The organism is Neorhizobium galegae (assembly GCF_017877055.1).
Lineage (GTDB): Bacteria > Pseudomonadota > Alphaproteobacteria > Rhizobiales > Rhizobiaceae > Neorhizobium > Neorhizobium galegae_D.
In genome coordinates this window covers 680,606-697,846 of the sequence record NZ_JAGIPG010000001.1, presented here as the reverse complement: position 1 = coordinate 697,846, position 17,241 = coordinate 680,606, and the positions used below count along the sequence as shown (strand labels likewise).

Below are 17,241 nucleotides of genomic sequence, written 5' to 3'. Positions count from 1 at the left end.
GCGCAAAGCGCTGTGGCTGCAACACTCGCAGCCGAACATTGCGCCGTTCCTACTTATTCGCAGCGCAAATGTCAAAGAGCATGTCTGTCCGAGGCTTGACGCCGGGCCTGCGATGCCGGACGTAACCCTCTCAAAGCGCGGGGAGAGCCATGTCGGTCATTCTGGAGAAGCAGGCGGAACTGCAGGCCGAGGCCGACGCGATCGTCGGCGCGCTGCACCTTGACGCGCTGCTCCGCACCGCAGGCAATCCGGTCCGGGTCGGAAGCTCGGCGCTCGGCGTGATGGTCCGCCGCGACATCGACATCACCGTGATCTGCGAGAAGCTGGACCCCGCCACCCGCCGGACTGTCGCAGAGATCGCCGGCGAACTGATGCTCGACAGCCGCGTCGGCGCACTGCGCTACCGTAACGACAGCGGCTTCTGGAACACCGAACCGCAGAACTACCCGGACGGCCTCTATCTTGGCCTCACCTACCGGACGGAAAAGGGCGAGGACTGGAATTTCGACATCTGGTTCATCGACGAACCGGACCGCCAGCCGGATCTCGGACACCTGAAGACGCTTCTGGCCCGCTTGACCGACGGGGCGCGGGAAACGATCCTGATCATCAAGGCGGAACTTGTCGCCAACGCGCCGAAAGGCGGCAAGCCGGCCTCGAGCGCATCAGTCTATGAGGCGGTGCTGGATGGAGAGGTGAGGACGACCGCGGAATTCGAGAAGTGGATGACTCGTGCCGGTGAACGATGATGAGAAAGCAAAAACAGGACATCGTCTCGTGGTATCAGCAGCCCGAGCCTGAAATCTGCCCCCTGTGCGGCCGGCTGATCCCCGAGGATCAGCGCGACGAGCACCATCTCGTCCCGAAGAGCCGAGGTGGGCGGGAAACGCAATTTCTCCACCGCATCTGCCACCGGCAGATCCATGCGCTGTTCAGCGAGGCGGAACTCGAAAAGTCGTATTCGACCATCGCATCCCTTCTCGACCATCCCGAGATCGGCAAATTCGTCAGCTGGGTCGCCAAGAAACCGCCCGGCTTCTACGACGGCACGAAGCGCAGCAACCACCGGCGGTAGCTTCGAAAACCTACCGCCAGAAGGACGGAATGGTCTCCGCAAGCCGCGGCCCCATCCTCAGCGGCTCGATCTTCTCCGCAAGCCCGGTCGTATCGGAAATCTCGATGCCGAGGCCGCAGATGGTCGCAGGGCCGGTCGCCGCCTCGAAACGGCCCTTCGGCATTTTCGAGATGAAGCGGTTGAGCGGTTCTTCCTTGTCCATGCCGAGCGACGAGTCGTAGTCGCCGCACATGCCGGCATCCGACATGTAACCGGTGCCGGCGTTCAAAATCTGGCAGTCGGCCGTCGGCACATGCGTGTGGGTGCCGACCACGAGGCTGGCGCGGCCGTCGACGAAATGCCCGAAGCATTGTTTCTCGCTGGTCGCTTCCGCATGGAAGTCGAAGATGATCGCGTCCGCCTGTTCCTTCAGGGGTGCCGCGGCGAGGATCGCCTCGGCGCTCTTGAAGGGGTCGTCGAGTTCCGGATGCATGAACACCCGGCCCATGATGTTGGCGACCAGGATGCGCGCGCCGTTGCGGGCGTAGAAGATGCCGGACCCCTTGCCAGGCGTGCCGGCGGGATAGTTGGCGGGGCGCAGGAACTGCTCGTGGCGGCCGGCAAAGCTCACCGCCTCCTTCTGGTCCCAGACATGGTTGCCGGTCGTCACCACGTCGGCGCCGGCATTGATCGTCTCGAGAAAGATATCCTCGGTAATGCCGAAGCCGCCGGCGGCATTCTCGCCGTTGACGATGACGAAATCGAGCTTCAGGTCGGCGACGAGGCCGGGCAGCTTTTCCCAGACCGCCACGCGGCCGGTCTTGCCCACCATGTCACCCAGGAACAAAAGGCGCATTCTTATCCAATCCGTGCGCGGCCCATATCTTCGAAGGACCGGTAACCGCTCTCCGTCAGGACAGCGTCTAGTCTGATATCGTGAGGTTCAAAGGGAACAGATGCCACTTCCTGGCAGTCGAAGGCAATCCCGATCAGCTTCGGGTTCAGGCCTTTTTGCTGCAGGCGATGGATCGCCCGGTCGTAATAACCGCCGCCGTAGCCGATCCGGTGCCCCGCCGCATCGAAAGCCGACAGCGGCACCAGCATCACCTGCGGTTCGAGTTCCGCCGCATCCGGCCCCGGCCCGAACGTGCCGAACACGCCCGCCACCAGTTCCGCGCCGCGCACCAGTTCGCGAAAAACGATGGTCTGCTTGTCGAGAATGACCGGCACGCAGAGCCGCGCGCTGCGGTCGCGCAGATGCGCCATCAGCGGCCGCACATCGACTTCCGAGCGGATCGGCAGGAAACCCGAAACGATCGCGCCGGCTTCGAGATCGATTGCCTCTACCCCGTGCGATGCGATGACAAGGCTCTTCTCGATGCGCTCGACCGGCGGAATGGCGTCCCGCGCGGCAAGCCGCGCGGCTCGAAGCTCCGCCTTGGTCTTCAAGACGTCCATCATGCCCTGTCCGACCGCTTTACCAAAAGCTTGTCGATGCGGCGGCCGTCGAGATCGATGACCTCGAAGGTCCAGCCGTTCTTGGTGAAGCTCTCGCCGAGTTCCGGCAGGCGTTTCATCTCGTCGAGCACAAAACCCGCGACCGTCTCGTAGCCGGGATCGTCCCCGAGCGAAAAACCCATCTGGTCGGCGAATTCATCGACCGGCATCCAGCCGGCGATCAGGAAAGAACCGTCGTCGCGGGCAACGATCGCAGGTTCCTCGTCGTTTTCCTCCTGGAAGACGCCGGTGATCGCCTCGAGGATGTCGCCCGAGGTGATGATGCCTTCGAAGTGACCGTATTCGTCATAGACCAGGACCATATGGGCCGGCGCGCGGCGAAGCGCCTGGATGACGTCGAGCGCGCCGGTCAGGTCGGAGACGACGGGCGCCTCGCGCATGATGCCGCGGATATCCAGCATCTTGCCGCCGGCGATGAAGTCGTAGGCGTCCTTGACGAACAGCGTACCCATGATCTCGTCCGAACTGCCGTTGCGGATCGGCAGGCGCGAGCGCTGCGTGGCGCGCAGCTGCTCGCGGATTTCGTCCGGCCCGTCCTCGATATCGATGACCTCGACATCCCGGCGCGGCGTCATCAGGCCGCGCGCCGTGCGGTCGGCAAGTCGCATGACGCCCGAGATCATTGCCGATTCTTCCGTCTCGATCACGCCGGCGCTCTGGGCCTCGGCAAGCACGGTACGGATTTCCTCGTCGGTGACCCGGTCGCCCTGCTCGCCCCGCTGGCCGAGCAGGCTGAGGACGAGCCGGCCGGAGACATCGAGCAACCAGACGATCGGCGCGCCGACCGTCGCCAGCATTTTCATGGCGGGTGCGACACGGGCGGCGACCGCCTCCGGCGCGCGCAGCGCGATCTGCTTCGGCACCAGTTCGCCGACGATCAGCGACAGGTAGGTGATGAAAACGACGACGGTGCCGACGCCCAGCCAGTCGGCGAGGTTGCCCGCCATGCCCTGCGCTTCGAACCAGGTGGTCAGCCGCGCACCGAGCGTGGCGCCCGAGAATGCGCCGGACAGCACGCCGACCAGCGTGATGCCGATCTGGACGGAGGAAAGGAAGCGGCCGGGGTCTTCGGCGAGCCGTATGGCGGTTGCCGCGCCGCGATTACCCTGCTCGGCCATGATCCGGAGCCGCACCGGACGGGAGGAGACGACGGCAAGTTCCGACATCGCGAGGACACCGTTCAGGACGGTGAGGGCAATGACGATGAGTATTTCGGTTAACAAGAGAAGCTCTTTGATTGGAACAATATGCCTGCACGCGAAACGGATGTGCCGCTCCGAGGAGCGCCCGCATCCATCCGACCGCGCCAAAGGCGCTTCGTCCGCGACGTTTCGCGCACAGTTCAGAAAACCGGGCTGGTTCTCGGAGCTATGCACCTTCACGCGCATCCGGAAATCATAGGGTCGGCATGCGGGCATTGCAATGGCGGGAACAAAATGAAGGGCTTCGAGCGTGGCAGAAAGACGCCGTCTCCGGGACATCGCCTGTTGAAGGCTGACCCTCAGTTCGGCACGGGTGCCGGAAAGAGAAGGCACGCAATGGATCGTCGAGCCGAGCGTGGCGGCCATGGATCTGACCATGCGGCTGCCGGGCCCGGCGCCCTTTGGCGCATCGCCCTCGCGCCCGCCGATCCCGTCGTCCTCGACAGCGAGAAGCATGCTGCAGCAGTGGATATCGGCTGCCGCAGAGTTCTATCGCCGGCCTGTTTCAAGCCGAGTTGCGGCTCGCCTGATCCGTAAGCTTTACAGCACCCGCAAGCACGGTCTGATTCCGCCCGCCAGCCTTGGCTTCGAAAAGTGCAGCATCCGCCCGCGTGAGGAGCGTCGAAACCGGCCCTTCGACGGGCGAGCCCGCGACGCCGATCGAAATCGACACCAGGCCGAGGATACGGCCGCCATGCGAAAGCGGCGTCGTGGCGATTTTCTGCCGCAGCCGTTCGGCAAGCTCGAAGGCGGCGGTCTCCGTTGCGTCCGGCACAAGCACGGTAAATTCCTCGCCGCCGAAGCGGTAGCAGGTCCCCGCCTGGCCAACGGTGTCGAGCATTATCTGCGCGACATATTGCATCACCATGTCGCCCGCGTCGTGCCCGAATTCGTCGTTGAAGCGCTTGAAGCGGTCGATATCCATCATCAGGCAGGCGAGCGGCTGGCTTGCATGGTCGCGCCCGTGGCGCCCGAGCGTCTCGTCGAGGCAGCGGCGATTGAGAAGGCCGGTCAACGCATCGCGCACGGCAAGATTGGTCAGCCGATCACGGAGCTGCAGGTTCGCGACCGCAAGGCCGATATTCTCGGCGATCAGTTCGAGATAGAGGCGCGAGCCTTCCGCCGCCATCGCATGGCCGGGACGCTCTTCGAAATAGAGTAGGCCGATCGTATCGCCCTGCGCCGTCAGGGGCACGCAGAGCCCGGCGACATCGCTTTCGCCCAGATGCTGGCAGGGAATGTCGCCCTGGCCGTGATGGCTCAGGTGCGGCCGCCCGCGGCGCAGGCTCCAGCAGGCGCTGGTCGGGAAGGACGGGGCCGAAAGCTGCGGGTTGAGCCAGGATCCAATCTCGATAAGCATCGTTCGGCTGTCGTTCAGCACATAGAGCTGGCCCGCGAGGTTCGGAAAGATCTGCGGCGCGAAACGGGAGACGACATCCGCCAGTTCGCCCTGCGTCTGGCAGGCCTGCAGGCGGTGCATCATCTGCAGGATGAGATCCTTGGTGAGCTGGTCGGCCCGCCGTTCCGCATCGAGGCGATCCCGCTCCAGTCCGTTTTCGCGGAAGATGTGGATTGCCTGGTTCATTTCGCCGATCTCGTCCCGTCGGCGGTCGATCGGCACTTCCACGGCATAATCCTGCCGGGCGAGCCGGGTGACGATGCCGGTCATACGGGTGAGCGGCATGGCGACGCGGCGCTTCAGCACGAAATAGAGGACGCCGAGGAAAAGTGCGGCGGTGATGGCAAGCATCGTCTTGGCGGCAAAACCCCACCAGTCGCTGCGCGACTGCGCGAGTGCTACCGCAGTCCCGGTACGCGCCTTCACCAGTTCGCGGAAACGGGTGACGGTTTCCAGGAGCCCGGTTTGAAGGCGGTCATGCTCGGGACCGAACAATGCCTCCTGCGCCCCGGCCCGGTTGCCGTCCCGGTAGGCCGCGATAGCCGCCTCTTCGAGCTGATCGAGGGCGTCCGCGTCCTGCCCCACCTCGACCAATGCCGCAAGCTCGGCATTAGAGACGCCGAGCGCCTTTATGCCCTTGATCGTCTGTTCGAGCCCCTGCTCCTCGGTCTCCTTGCGCCGGAAAGCCTGGAGATGGCGGTCCTCGCCGCGCATCACGTAAAGCCGGGCTTCATCGGTGCGCTCTTCCGCGCCGAGCGCCAGATCCTCGGAGAGCTCATCCAGGGAAAGGTGCTCCTCGACGGCGATCCGCTCCTGATTGGCGCTCTTTGCAGACAGAATGAAGGCGGCACCGGACAGCACGGTCAGGACGACCGTGACACCATAGGCCCAATTAGTGATCTCGTTGATACGCATGCCGGGAAGATAGTCCCGTCGTTTGAAAAGAGGATTAAGAGCATCGCCCAGACTGTGATCAGGCGGCGTCAAGTCCACGACATGGTAAACGCATTAGAGTTCGCTTAAATGAATAAGCGCCGGCATAAAGCCCGGACGCGCAAGGGAAACCGCGCTGAAATCGAGGAAGATGAAGTGCGATCCACGGCAACCGATGGATGTTTACGATCCTGGGTGCCTACAAACGTAGGTGGGCGCCGTGTGTCCAAGCCCACGGGCCTGGCCAGGGACAGCTCCCTTTGGATCGAGTATGGCCCCAGGGATTGTGGTTCCTGTCGTGAGGCGCAGACCGCATCGCCAATATATGTGTGATTGCCGGTCCGCACCAGTGGCGGAAAGCCTTTATTATCGACTTGGATCAGTTGATCGGTGCCGGCGCGCGGCCGTTGAGCTTGGCGGTCAGGCCGTCCAGTCGCGAAGCGAGCTCACCAAGCGCCGATACCACCTGTTGTTCGTTGCGCTGCTGGTTTTCGAGCGCTCCGTCGCGGTTGGACTTGAGCGACGCGACCTCCGCCTCGAGCAGGCCAAGCTTGCGGGTCATCTCCGAAAGCTCGTCCATGATCATGATACCGGCCATCACGGTGATGCGCAGGTCGCCGATCTCGCCGAACTGGCCCTTGAGATGCCCGACATAACGGTCGAACCGGTCGGCGAGTTCGGTCAGGTGGTCTTCCTGCCCTTCCTCGCAGGCCATGCGATAGGCCTTGCCGTCGATCATCACCGTTACCTGGGCCATGGCATTCCCTTTTGATCTTGGCGCATCAGCGATCGAGCACGGCGCGGATGGTTTCCATCGCCGTCACAAGGCGCCGCGAGACTTCCCGGTTGACTTCTTCCAGCCGATTGGCGCGGAATTGCGACTGGTCGAGTTCCTGCGCCAGACGTGCCCGGTCCGCGTGCACGCGGCGAACCTCGCCTTCCACGTCCTGGGTCTCACGCTGGCGCTCGATGCGCGCATCAACGGCGCTCTCCAGACCGCCGATCGCCGCCCTGAGTTCCGAAATCACCATGTCGATCGTCTTTTCCGACGGCATGCGAAGCTTCCTGTCGATACGCGAAATGCGCCGAATCGATACGACCGGCCTCTCCAACACGGGCCGAAGACTATTCACCGCCCGCAAGCCGGTCAATCAATCCAGGTCCTTCAAAAGTGTCCTAACTGTGGATCGTCCCCCATGTTTCTGTCGCTCGACACAGGCTGCCCACCTGCTGCTCACAATTCAGGCAGGCTGCAGGAAAGTTCGTCATCACCCCTTCGTAAAGGCGGCGCTTTTGTTGACTTGCGCGTTGCACCTGCTAAGGATCAGCCGCTCTCAGGTGGTCCCCGGGCCACCCCTCAAGTGGTCCCACGAGGACCGTGACCGACACCCGTAAAAAGCGGATTAGCCATGACCTCTCTCGACAAACATAACCGGATGGCGAACGCGATCCGATTCCTTGCCATGGATGCTGTAGAGAAGGCCAATTCCGGCCATCCCGGCCTGCCGATGGGCGCTGCCGACATCGCGACCGTCCTCTTCACCCGCTACCTGAAATTCGACCCGAAGAACCCGCTCTGGCCGGACCGCGACCGTTTCGTGCTATCGGCCGGCCACGGCTCCATGCTTCTCTATTCGCTGCTGTTCCTCACCGGTTACGAGGACATGACGATGGAAGACATCAAGCAGTTCCGCCAGCTCGGCTCCAAGACCGCCGGCCATCCGGAATACGGCCATGCCTCGGGCATCGAGACCACCACCGGCCCGCTCGGCCAGGGCATTGCCAATGCCGTCGGCATGGCGATCGCCGAGCGCAAGCTGGAAGAGGAATTCGGCTCCGACCTGCAGAACCACTTCACCTATGCGCTGTGCGGCGACGGCTGCCTGATGGAAGGCATCAGCCAGGAAGCGATCGCGCTTGCCGGCCACCTCAAGCTCAACAAGCTGGTGCTCTTCTGGGACAACAACTCGATCACCATCGACGGCGCCGTCTCCCTGTCGGACTCGACCGACCAGGTGATGCGCTTCAAGGCCGCCCACTGGAACACGATCGAGATCGACGGCCATGACGTCGACCAGATTTCCGCTGCGATCGAAGCCGCCCAGAAGTCCGACCGCCCGACCTTCATCGCCTGCAAGACCATCATCGGCTTCGGCGCTCCCAACAAGCAGGGCACCCACAAGGTCCACGGCTCGCCGCTTGGCGCCGAGGAAATCGCCGCCGCCCGCAAGGCGCTGAACTGGGAGGCGGAAGCCTTCACCGTTCCGGCCGACGTTCTCGATGCATGGCGCCTCGCGGGCCTGCGCTCGACCAAGACCCGCAAGGATTGGGAGGATCGCCTGGCCTCGACCGAAACCGGCAAGAAGTCCGAGTTCGTGCGCCGTTTCGCCGGCGACCTGCCGGGCAATTTCGACAGCGCCATCGACGCCTTCAAGAAGAAGATCGCCGAGAACAACCCGACGGTCGCCACCCGCAAGGCCTCCGAGGATGCGCTCGAAGTCATCAACGGCATCGTCATCGAAACGCTCGGCGGCTCGGCCGACCTGACCCCGTCCAACAACACCAAGACCAGCCAGATGAAGTCGATCACCCCGACCGACTTCTCCGGCCGCTACATGCACTGGGGCATCCGCGAACATGCGATGGCCGCCGCCATGAACGGCATCTCGCTGCATGGCGGACTGATCCCCTATTCCGGCGGCTTCCTGATCTTCTCGGATTACTGCCGTCCGTCCGTCCGCCTCGCGGCCCTGATGGGCATCCGCGTCGTGCACGTCTGGACGCACGATTCGATCGGCGTCGGCGAAGACGGCCCGACCCACCAGCCGGTCGAGCAGATCGCAGCACTTCGCGCCATCCCGAACCTCTTGATGTTCCGCCCGGCCGACGAGACCGAGACGGCCGAATGCTGGCAGCTGGCGCTCAAGGAAAAGCACCGCCCGTCCGGCCTGGCGCTGACCCGCCAGAACCTGGCGCCGGCCCGCAAGACCTATGAAGAGAAGAACCTCTGCGCCCAGGGCGCCTACGAGCTCGTCTCCGCGGCCGACGCCAAAGTGACGATCTTCGCATCGGGCTCCGAAGTCGAACTGGCGCTGAAGGCCCAGGCGACGCTGGACGGCAAGGGCATCGCGACCCGCGTCGTTTCCGTCCCCTGCGTCGAGCTCTTCTTCGACCAGCCGGAATCCTACCAGGCCGCGGTCATCGGCAACTCGCCGGTCAAGATCGCCGTCGAAGCGGCTGTGCGCGAGGGCTGGGATCACTTCATCGGCCCGAAGGGCACCTTCATCGGCATGAAGTCCTTCGGCGCCTCGGGCCCTGCCAAGGACCTCTTCAAGCACTTCGGCATCACCGCGGAAGCGGTTGTCGCCGCAGCCGAAAAACAGCTCGCCTGAGCAAAGACTGACCATGAAAGGGGCGCGTCCAGCGCGCCCCGCCAAGACAGACCGCACATTTTCGGGAGAATGACATGACTGTAAAAGTTGCCATCAACGGCTTTGGCCGCATCGGCCGCAACGTTCTGCGCGCAATCGTCGAATCCGGCCGCACCGACATCGAAGTCGTCGCCATCAACGACCTCGGCCCGGTCGAGACCAATGCCCACCTGCTCCGCTACGATTCGATCCACGGCAAGTTCCCGGCCGATGTGAAGGTCGAGGGCGACACGATCACCGTCGGCGGCGGCAAGCCGATCAAGGTGACCGCGATCAAGGATCCGGCGACCCTGCCGCACGGCGAACTCGGCGTCGATATCGCGCTCGAATGCACCGGCATCTTCACCGCCCGCGACAAGGCGGCCGCCCACCTGACCGCCGGCGCCAAGCGCGTCATCGTCTCGGCGCCTGCCGACGGTGCCGACCTCACCGTCGTCTTCGGCGTCAACCACGACAAGCTGACCCGCGAACATCTGGTCATCTCCAACGCGTCCTGCACCACCAACTGCCTGGTTCCGGTCGTCAAGGTCCTCGACGACGCTCTTGGCATCGATCATGGCTTCATGACCACGATCCACTCCTACACGGGCGACCAGCCGACCCTCGACACGATGCACAAGGACCTGTACCGCGCCCGCGCAGCCGCCTTGTCGATGATCCCGACGTCGACCGGCGCCGCCAAGGCCGTCGGCCTGGTCCTGCCGCACCTGAAAGGCAAGCTCGACGGCACCTCGATCCGCGTGCCGACTCCGAACGTCTCGGTCGTCGACTTCAAGTTCGTCGCCAAGAAGACGACCACGGTTGCCGAAGTCAACGAAGCGATCAAGGCCGCCTCCAACGGTGCGCTGAAGGGCATCCTCGGCTACACCGAAGAGCCGCTCGTATCCCGCGACTTCAACCACGACAGCCATTCCTCGATCTTCGCGATCGACCAGACCAAGGTGCTCGAAGGCAATTTCGTGCGCATCCTCTCCTGGTACGACAACGAATGGGGCTTCTCGAACCGCATGGCCGACACGGCCGTGGCGTTCTCGAAGCTGATCTGAGGATCACAGAGGCCGCCTTCGGGCGGCACCGGCAGGATATCGCCCCCTCCCCGCAAGGGAGGGGGTTTTTGTTTGCGGGAAATGCCGGAGACGGCGGTGCTGGCCACGACAGAAGCGAGGAATTCGACGGCAAACGTCACCAGGCGCGCCCAAATGTAGACATTTGCTTATGCTCGCCGCATTTACAATCTGGTATGCATTGCGTCGGCTCCACGCCATCATCGATCCTGCATAGTTGTCGATTTGGCGTTCACGGGCGCAAAACCAAACTGTGCCTTGAAGGCTCGGCTGAAGGCTGCTTCGGAATCATAGCCCACTTGCCGGGCGACCGACCCAACCTTGGCATCGGGCTGACGCATCAAGCCCAAGGCGAGCGTCAGCCGCAAGCGGCTGTGGTAGGAAAGTGGCGCTTCTTTCACCAATGCCGTAAATCGCGCCGCGAAGCCGGACCGGGACACGCCCGCCACCCGAGCCAGATCGAGCACGGTCCAGCGCCGATAAGGTTCGTCGTGGATGGCCTTGAGCGCGCGGCTGATGCGCGCATCCCCGAGCGCTCCAAGCCAGCCGACATTGCCGCCCCGCTCGATCCGCACCCAGCTACGCAGGATACTGATCACCAGCACGTCGATCAGCCGTGAAATCATGATGGACGCGCCGGGATACACCTCCTGGGCTTCCTTCATCATGAAGTAGCCAAGGCCTTCGGCCCATCCGGCGGTCTCGCCGCTGGCTTTTGGAATGTGAATGACCGACGGCAGTGCCGATACGAGCCAGGGCACGGAAGCGCTTTCGAACCGAAAGGCTCCAGCGATAAGCTTGGTCTGTTGGCCGCCCCCGCCGTGGGAGACATTGAGTTTTTCGGCGGTAACCTGCGCCGCCATCAGGGCTGCCAAGTCAGCCTCAGTTGCACACTCGCCATCGCTCAAGCCGTGTCCATGGCCCCGAGGCAGCATGATCAGATCGCCAGTTGCCACCTGCAAGGCATGGCCCTGATCGTTCACAATCGTCAGGCCCCCTTCGAGCACGATGAAGAAATAAGCTGCTCCTGGATGAAAGCGTAGCGCCCAGGGTTGGCTGAGCTCGACGGTAAAGACGATTTCGCCATGCAGGCTGACCATAGCCAAAATCTGGGAGAGCAAATCCACCCGAGAGGCGAGCATGATCGCATTTTTGGACGACGGAGCATGCATTGCGGAGTTCGGGTCATAGTGATCCATCTCGGTAAGCCCTAGTTTGGTTTTGCCTTCAGCGAGGATTTATCTGGGCAGTTCAAGTGTTTCCGCGAAGGCAGGGCCATCCTGGTCTTCATGCCGTCGAGTAGCCGACAGCATTGCAGATTATCCGAACTAAGCAATCGCGCTCATGCGTCCTATAGGAGCTCCAAATGAAATCTCTTCTTATGTCCGCCCTAATGCTAACGACCGCCATGCTTGGTGCTGCACCCGCATGGGCCCAGACGGCACTCCCGGGTCGAACAATTAAGAACATCGTTCTTGTCCACGGCGCCTTCGTCGACGAGACCAGTTGGGACGGCGTCGCTGCAATCCTGACCGCCAAGGGCTACAACGTGACCGCGGTAAAGAACCCACTGACCTCGCTTGCTAACGACGTCGCTGCCACCAATGCGGTGCTGGATGCACAAAATGGCCCAGTTGTCCTAGTGGGCCATTCCTGGGGTGGCGTGGTGATCGGCGAGGCGGGCAACTACGCCAAGGTGGCATCACTCGTCTATGTCTCGGCCTTTGCGCCCGAGAAAGGTGAAACCATCACAGCATTGGCGGCCAGCGGTCCGGCAACCCCCGGCGTGAAGGCCATTCGGCCCGACGCAAAGGGTTACCTGACCATCGATCCTGCAGTATTCCCCACTGCAGTGGCGGGCGACCTGCCCAAGAAGATCGGTGAACATCTGGCAGCGCACCAGATGCCGATCAACCACACTGCCTTCGATGCGCCTGCTGAGGTCGCGGCGTGGCACGACAAGCCAAGCTGGTACGTCCTGAGCTCCAAGGACCTCGTCCTTGATCCCCACGCACAGGCTTTCTTTGCCGAACGGATGAAGGCCAAGGTGACGACGGTCGAGGGTAGCCACGCCTCGCTGGCCTCGCACGCCAAGGAAGTGGCTGCAGTCATAGAAGCAGCGGCAGGAGCAAAGTAGCTCTCGTCAACCGATGCTACCGCCCGCCTGGTGGTGGTCGGTAGCATCGATGTGCAACGTCCCGGTCGCAGGGTCGCACCGGCAGCGCTGCCCCCATATTACCGGCAATACTGTGATATGGGCGACGTTCAAACTGGCCGTCTTAACGCGTCTCTGGCCGCGGCGAATAGCTGGAGCAAAGCCCCTCTACGGCCCATAAACTGATACGATGGTCGCCAAAAATCTACGCCCGCGTAGCCAAAGCTTCGCATACCGCGCGTACCAGATGTCTTGCTTGGTCGCGCAAGCGCCAGAAACTGACGGTGAGTTTCCGGCCCCAACCTGGCTAGGCGCATGATGTCGGGCTTTCGAGTGACTGCGCCGAAAGCGGACTGACGACTTTCCTCGAGCTGGACATTCAAGTCGCATAAGCCGAACTGCAGATTTAGAGGAAATCTCGGAGCCTGTCTGGATGACTGAAATGACGCTGCAAAGCGGTCGTATCCTTTGACACGAAATAAATGTTCGCTCGGGCCGAAGGGAGACATTGAAGACATTCGCTCCGTACAAGTCCTGTACTGCGACACACCGTTCAGATTTTTTCACCCTCGATGTTCCACCCCCCATCTCATCGCGTCTACAATCCCCCTCGCTCTCACCACCGGAGTGTTTCGCGAGACGTTCGCGGGCAGGCGGGGGCCGGCGCTTTCATCGGAACCGTAACGTGCGGGGATGATGGAAGAGGTGAAAACCATGGGTTAGGGGCAACCCGAACCCTATCAAGCCTCCCCCTGGCCACCGGGCCGGGTTCGGATTGGCCGTGCAAGTGGCAAGGTTTCCCGAAAGGAAGCCGCGAACAAAGCCACGCAGTGGGGCAAGGTGATCACCTGTAGGGGCCGGAAGCCCCGAAAAGACGCCGAAGGCCACGCGAATGCGGAGCCACTTAATTAAACTCTATTGAGGTTCCGCATTCGTGTGGGCTCTCCGATCTTTGAAAAGCCATCGGCACCAAGGCACGAGTCCATCTTTTTCCCGCCCCTGCCCTTCTCTTGCCGGAATTGTTCCCGCCTAATCGATCAGTCGATTCGCCTGGCCCTCGGCCGGGATCTGCCCCATTCTTGCATGGCCGCGTTGCGGCGTGGCACAGTTCCGGTTCCGGGGCTGCGGACGGGGATCGTGTCGGCGAGAGGTGCGAAGGAAGGGACTTATCGGTGGAGGCGTTTTACATCATCCTGCTGGTCGGCACGGTCCTGGTGCTGGCGGCTGCCCTTTCGAGCCTCCTCGCCTTCCGCTTCGGTGCCCCCCTGCTGCTGGTCTTCCTGTCGATCGGCCTGCTCGCCGGCGTCGACGGCCTCGGCATCAATTTCGAGAACTATTCCTTCACCTTCATGCTGGGATATCTGGCGCTGGCGATCGTGCTGTTCGATTCCGGCTTTATGACTCCCATCCATTCGTTTCGCATCGCCGCGGTTCCGGCGGTCACGCTCGCCTCGGTCGGGGTGTTGCTAACGACCGGCATCTTCGCCTTCGCCGCGACGATCCTTCTCGACTTCAACTGGCTCGAGGGCCTGCTGCTCGGCTCGATCGTCGCCTCGACGGATGCCGCCGCCGTCTTCTTCCTGCTGCGCGTCAGCGGCATCAACATCCGCGACAAGGTGCGCTCGACGCTCGAAGTCGAGTCCGGCACCAACGATCCGATGGCGATCTTCCTGACGATAGCGCTCGCCGAGCTCCTGGCGACCGGCCAGGGCCTTTCCGGCCTCGACCTGCACTTCCTGTTCCTGTTCGTCGAGGAAATGGGGCTCGGCGTCATCTGCGGGCTGTTGGGCGGCATGATGATCGTCTGGGTGCTGAACCGCTTCACCTCCGACCGCGGCCTGGCGCCGATCTTCGTGCTGACGCTGGCGCTGCTCGTCTTTTCCTTCACCGGCGCCATGGGCGGCAGCGGCTTCCTGGCGGTCTATGTGGCGGGCATCTATTCCGGCAACCGCAAGATGTTCGCCAAGCCCCAGATCATCCGCTTCAACGAGGGACTGACATGGCTTGCGCAGATCATCATGTTCCTGGTGCTCGGCCTGCTCGCCACGCCCTCGCAATTCCCGGCCATCCTCCTGCCGGCCATCGGGCTGGCGCTCTTCCTGATCTTCGTCGCCCGGCCGATCGCGGTCTGGCTGAGCCTGCTGCCCTATGATTTCACCCAGCAGGAGACCAGCTTCCTCGCCTGGGTCGGCCTGCGCGGCGCCGTCTCCATCCTGCTCTCGATCATGCCGATCCTGAGCGGCGTCGAGAACGGGCAGCTCTTCTTCAACATCACCTTCATCATCGTGCTCGTCTCCCTCCTCGTCCAGGGCTGGACGATCAAGCCCGTCGCCCACAAGCTCGGCCTGATCATTCCGCCGCGCATCGGCGCCGTCGACAAGGTCGAGCTCGACCTGCCGGGCACCGCCCATCACGAGCTGATCTCCTACCGCGTCATGAAGGACAGCCCGATCCTGCAGGGCGAGCGCATCCCCCGCTGGGCAATGCCCTCGCTGGTCATCCGCGACGGCCGCAGCATGCGTTACCAATATGCCGGCCGGCTGAAGGAGAACGACCAGGTCTACCTGTTCATTTCGCCCGCCTATTCGAAACTGCTCGACCGCATCTTCGCAAGTCAGGTGCCGGTCGACGAGGACGATGCCGAATTTTTCGGCGCGTTTGCCATCTCGCCGACGAGGCCCGCCAAGGAACTCGACGCGGCCTACGGCCCCGGCCTGCTCTCCGCCAACGAGCAGAACATGACCGTCGGCGACCTCGTCACCTCCAGGCTCGGCGGCCGGGCGGATTATGCCGACCGCATCCGCTTCGGCTCGATCATCCTGATCGTGCGCGAACTCGACGAGCACGAACATGTCCGCAGCATCGGCATTTCGCTGGAACCGGTGGAACCGGCAACCAACCTGCCGATCTTCATCAACATGCGCGAGATCGCCCACCGCATCCGCGATCTGGTCCGCAGATATCGCGGCAAGCACGTCCCCGTGAAGCCGGGCACCGTGCCGCCGGAAGGTCCGGCATAGGGCTCAGCCGGAACGGCAGCTGTTCTTCCCCGCAGCCTTTGCGTGGCTTGAACGGCAGCAGCCTAAATAAAGTCCTTCACCCGCTACGGTATCGCAGTAGAATGAGCGTGTAGCATGTCCGCCGCTTACGGAATGGAGATGGTTGCAACCAATCGTCTTGCGTCGCCGGTCAGGAATAGTATGGTCCGCTGCACTTTCCCGAGTAACTGGATTAGCATCATGCCGGCCTTCAAAACCCTTGACGACCTCACCGATATCGCAGCCAGGCGCGTGCTCGTGCGCGTCGATCTCAACGTCCCCGTCGCCGATGGCAAGGTCACCGATGCAACCCGCATCGAGCGCGTCGCGCCGACCATCCTGGAACTTGCCAAGAAGGGCGCCAAGGTCATCCTGCTCGCCCATTTCGGCCGCCCGAAGGGTGAGCCGGTCGCCGACATGTCGCTGTCGCTGATCGTCTCGGCCGTCAACCAGGTGCTTGGCCAGAAGATCCTGTTCGCTTCCGACTGCATCGGTCCGGAAGCCGAACAGGCAGTCGCCGGCATGAAGAACGGTGATATCCTGCTTCTCGAAAACACCCGTTTCCACAAGGGCGAGGAGAAAAACGATCCGGGCTTTACCGAGGCGCTCGCCAAAAACGGCGACATCTTCGTCAACGACGCCTTCTCCGCCGCCCATCGCGCCCATGCCTCGACCGAGGGGCTGGCGCACCACCTGCCCGCCTATGCCGGCCGCACCATGCAGGAAGAGTTGGAAGCGCTCGAAAAGGGCCTCGGCAATCCGGCCCGCCCGGTCGTCGCCATCGTCGGCGGCGCCAAGGTCTCCACCAAGATCGACCTGTTGCAGAACCTCGTGAAGAAGGTCGACGCGCTGGTGATCGGCGGCGGCATGGCCAACACCTTCATCGCGGCAAAGGGCATCAATGTCGGCAAATCGCTCTGCGAGCATGACCTCGCCGATACTGCTCGCAAGATCATGGCGGAAGCGAAAGCTTCCAATTGCGCGATCGTGCTGCCGGTCGACGGCGTCGTGGCCCGCGAGTTCAAGGCCGGTGCCGCCAACGAAGTGGTAGATATCGACGCGATCCCCGCTGACGCCATGATGCTCGACGTCGGACCGAAGTCCGTGGCAGCCGTCAACGAATGGATATCCAAGGCCTCGACGCTCGTCTGGAACGGCCCGCTCGGCGCCTTCGAGATTGAACCCTTCGACAAGGCGACCGTCGCTGCCGCCAAACATGCGGCCGAGCAGACCAAGGCCGGCAAGCTCACCTCGGTTGCCGGCGGCGGCGATACGGTCGCAGCCCTCAACCATGCCGGCGCCGCCGACGACTTCTCCTACGTCTCGACCGCCGGCGGCGCATTCCTGGAATGGATGGAAGGCAAGGAACTGCCGGGCGTCTCGGTGCTGGTCAAGGCCGGCTGAGAGGCCTTGTCGATCCGAAACCTGATGCCGGGTCGACAACGTG

The 17,241-nt window shown here is 62.9% G+C and carries 14 protein-coding genes and 1 other RNA gene; 7 read left to right on the top strand and 8 right to left on the bottom strand.

Annotated features, from left to right (window positions below):
- Positions 1-149 precede the first annotated feature (149 nt).
- Positions 150-749, top strand: coding sequence for a hypothetical protein (locus J2857_RS03065; RefSeq protein ID WP_210008484.1), 600 nt, complete (start codon positions 150-152; stop codon positions 747-749).
- On the top strand, positions 746-1,075 hold the full coding sequence (locus J2857_RS03060) for an HNH endonuclease (protein ID WP_210008483.1): 330 nt from the start codon (positions 746-748) through the stop codon (positions 1,073-1,075). Before J2857_RS03065 ends, J2857_RS03060 begins: the two co-directional genes overlap by 4 nt.
- A gap of 10 nt (positions 1,076-1,085) precedes the next feature.
- On the opposite strand, the gene J2857_RS03055 is transcribed toward J2857_RS03060, so the two are convergent.
- From J2857_RS03055 to J2857_RS03025, 7 genes are all read right to left on the bottom strand, one after another.
- Positions 1,086-1,910, bottom strand: coding sequence for a TIGR00282 family metallophosphoesterase (locus tag J2857_RS03055; RefSeq protein ID WP_210008482.1), 825 nt, complete (start codon positions 1,908-1,910; stop codon positions 1,086-1,088).
- Positions 1,911-1,912: 2 nt separating this feature from the next.
- Positions 1,913-2,512: a 5-formyltetrahydrofolate cyclo-ligase gene (locus tag J2857_RS03050; protein ID WP_210010007.1), complete on the bottom strand. Its 600-nt coding sequence runs from the start codon at positions 2,510-2,512 to the stop codon at positions 1,913-1,915.
- A complete protein-coding gene (locus J2857_RS03045) occupies positions 2,512-3,795 on the bottom strand; it encodes a hemolysin family protein (RefSeq protein WP_245362996.1) in 1,284 nt (427 codons plus the stop codon). Before J2857_RS03045 ends, J2857_RS03050 begins: the two co-directional genes overlap by 1 nt.
- A gap of 484 nt (positions 3,796-4,279) precedes the next feature.
- A complete protein-coding gene (locus tag J2857_RS03040) occupies positions 4,280-6,088 on the bottom strand; it encodes a diguanylate cyclase (protein WP_210008481.1) in 1,809 nt (602 codons plus the stop codon).
- Positions 6,089-6,262: 174 nt separating this feature from the next.
- Positions 6,263-6,421, bottom strand: a non-coding RNA gene (gene ssrS / locus J2857_RS03035) — 6S RNA.
- 64 nt (positions 6,422-6,485) lie between these two features.
- Entirely contained in the window at positions 6,486-6,863 is a 378-nt protein-coding gene (locus J2857_RS03030; RefSeq protein WP_210008480.1) for a cell division protein ZapA, read from the bottom strand.
- A gap of 25 nt (positions 6,864-6,888) precedes the next feature.
- Positions 6,889-7,161 (bottom strand): DUF4164 domain-containing protein, encoded by a 273-nt coding sequence (locus J2857_RS03025; protein ID WP_038589375.1) that lies wholly within the window; start codon positions 7,159-7,161, stop codon positions 6,889-6,891.
- 354 nt (positions 7,162-7,515) lie between these two features.
- On the opposite strand from J2857_RS03025, the gene tkt reads away from it, so the two are divergent.
- Both tkt and gap read left to right on the top strand, forming a co-directional pair.
- Positions 7,516-9,498 carry a transketolase gene (gene tkt, locus J2857_RS03020; RefSeq protein ID WP_210008479.1) on the top strand — a complete coding sequence of 661 codons (1,983 nt, stop codon included), beginning with the start codon at positions 7,516-7,518 and terminating at the stop codon, positions 9,496-9,498.
- Positions 9,499-9,572: 74 nt separating this feature from the next.
- Complete coding sequence (gap, locus tag J2857_RS03015; RefSeq protein ID WP_210008478.1) at positions 9,573-10,583, top strand: type I glyceraldehyde-3-phosphate dehydrogenase; 1,011 nt, start codon at positions 9,573-9,575, stop codon at positions 10,581-10,583.
- Between the two features lie 218 nt (positions 10,584-10,801).
- On the opposite strand, the gene J2857_RS03010 is transcribed toward gap, so the two are convergent.
- A complete protein-coding gene (locus J2857_RS03010; RefSeq protein ID WP_245362995.1) occupies positions 10,802-11,800 on the bottom strand; it encodes an AraC family transcriptional regulator in 999 nt (332 codons plus the stop codon).
- Between the two features lie 167 nt (positions 11,801-11,967).
- Here J2857_RS03010 and J2857_RS03005 point away from each other — a divergent pair, with 167 nt between their 5' ends.
- The 3 genes from J2857_RS03005 (at position 11,968) to J2857_RS02995 (ending at position 17,198) form a co-directional block, all read left to right on the top strand.
- Positions 11,968-12,738 (top strand): alpha/beta hydrolase, encoded by a 771-nt coding sequence (locus J2857_RS03005; RefSeq protein WP_210008477.1) that lies wholly within the window; start codon positions 11,968-11,970, stop codon positions 12,736-12,738.
- Between the two features lie 1,190 nt (positions 12,739-13,928).
- The gene (locus J2857_RS03000) at positions 13,929-15,776 is read left to right on the top strand and encodes a potassium/proton antiporter (RefSeq protein ID WP_210008476.1); all 1,848 of its coding nucleotides are present in this window, start codon (positions 13,929-13,931) and stop codon (positions 15,774-15,776) included.
- Between the two features lie 219 nt (positions 15,777-15,995).
- Positions 15,996-17,198 carry a phosphoglycerate kinase gene (locus J2857_RS02995; RefSeq protein WP_210008475.1) on the top strand — a complete coding sequence of 401 codons (1,203 nt, stop codon included), beginning with the start codon at positions 15,996-15,998 and terminating at the stop codon, positions 17,196-17,198.
- The last annotated feature ends 43 nt before the right edge of the window (positions 17,199-17,241 follow it).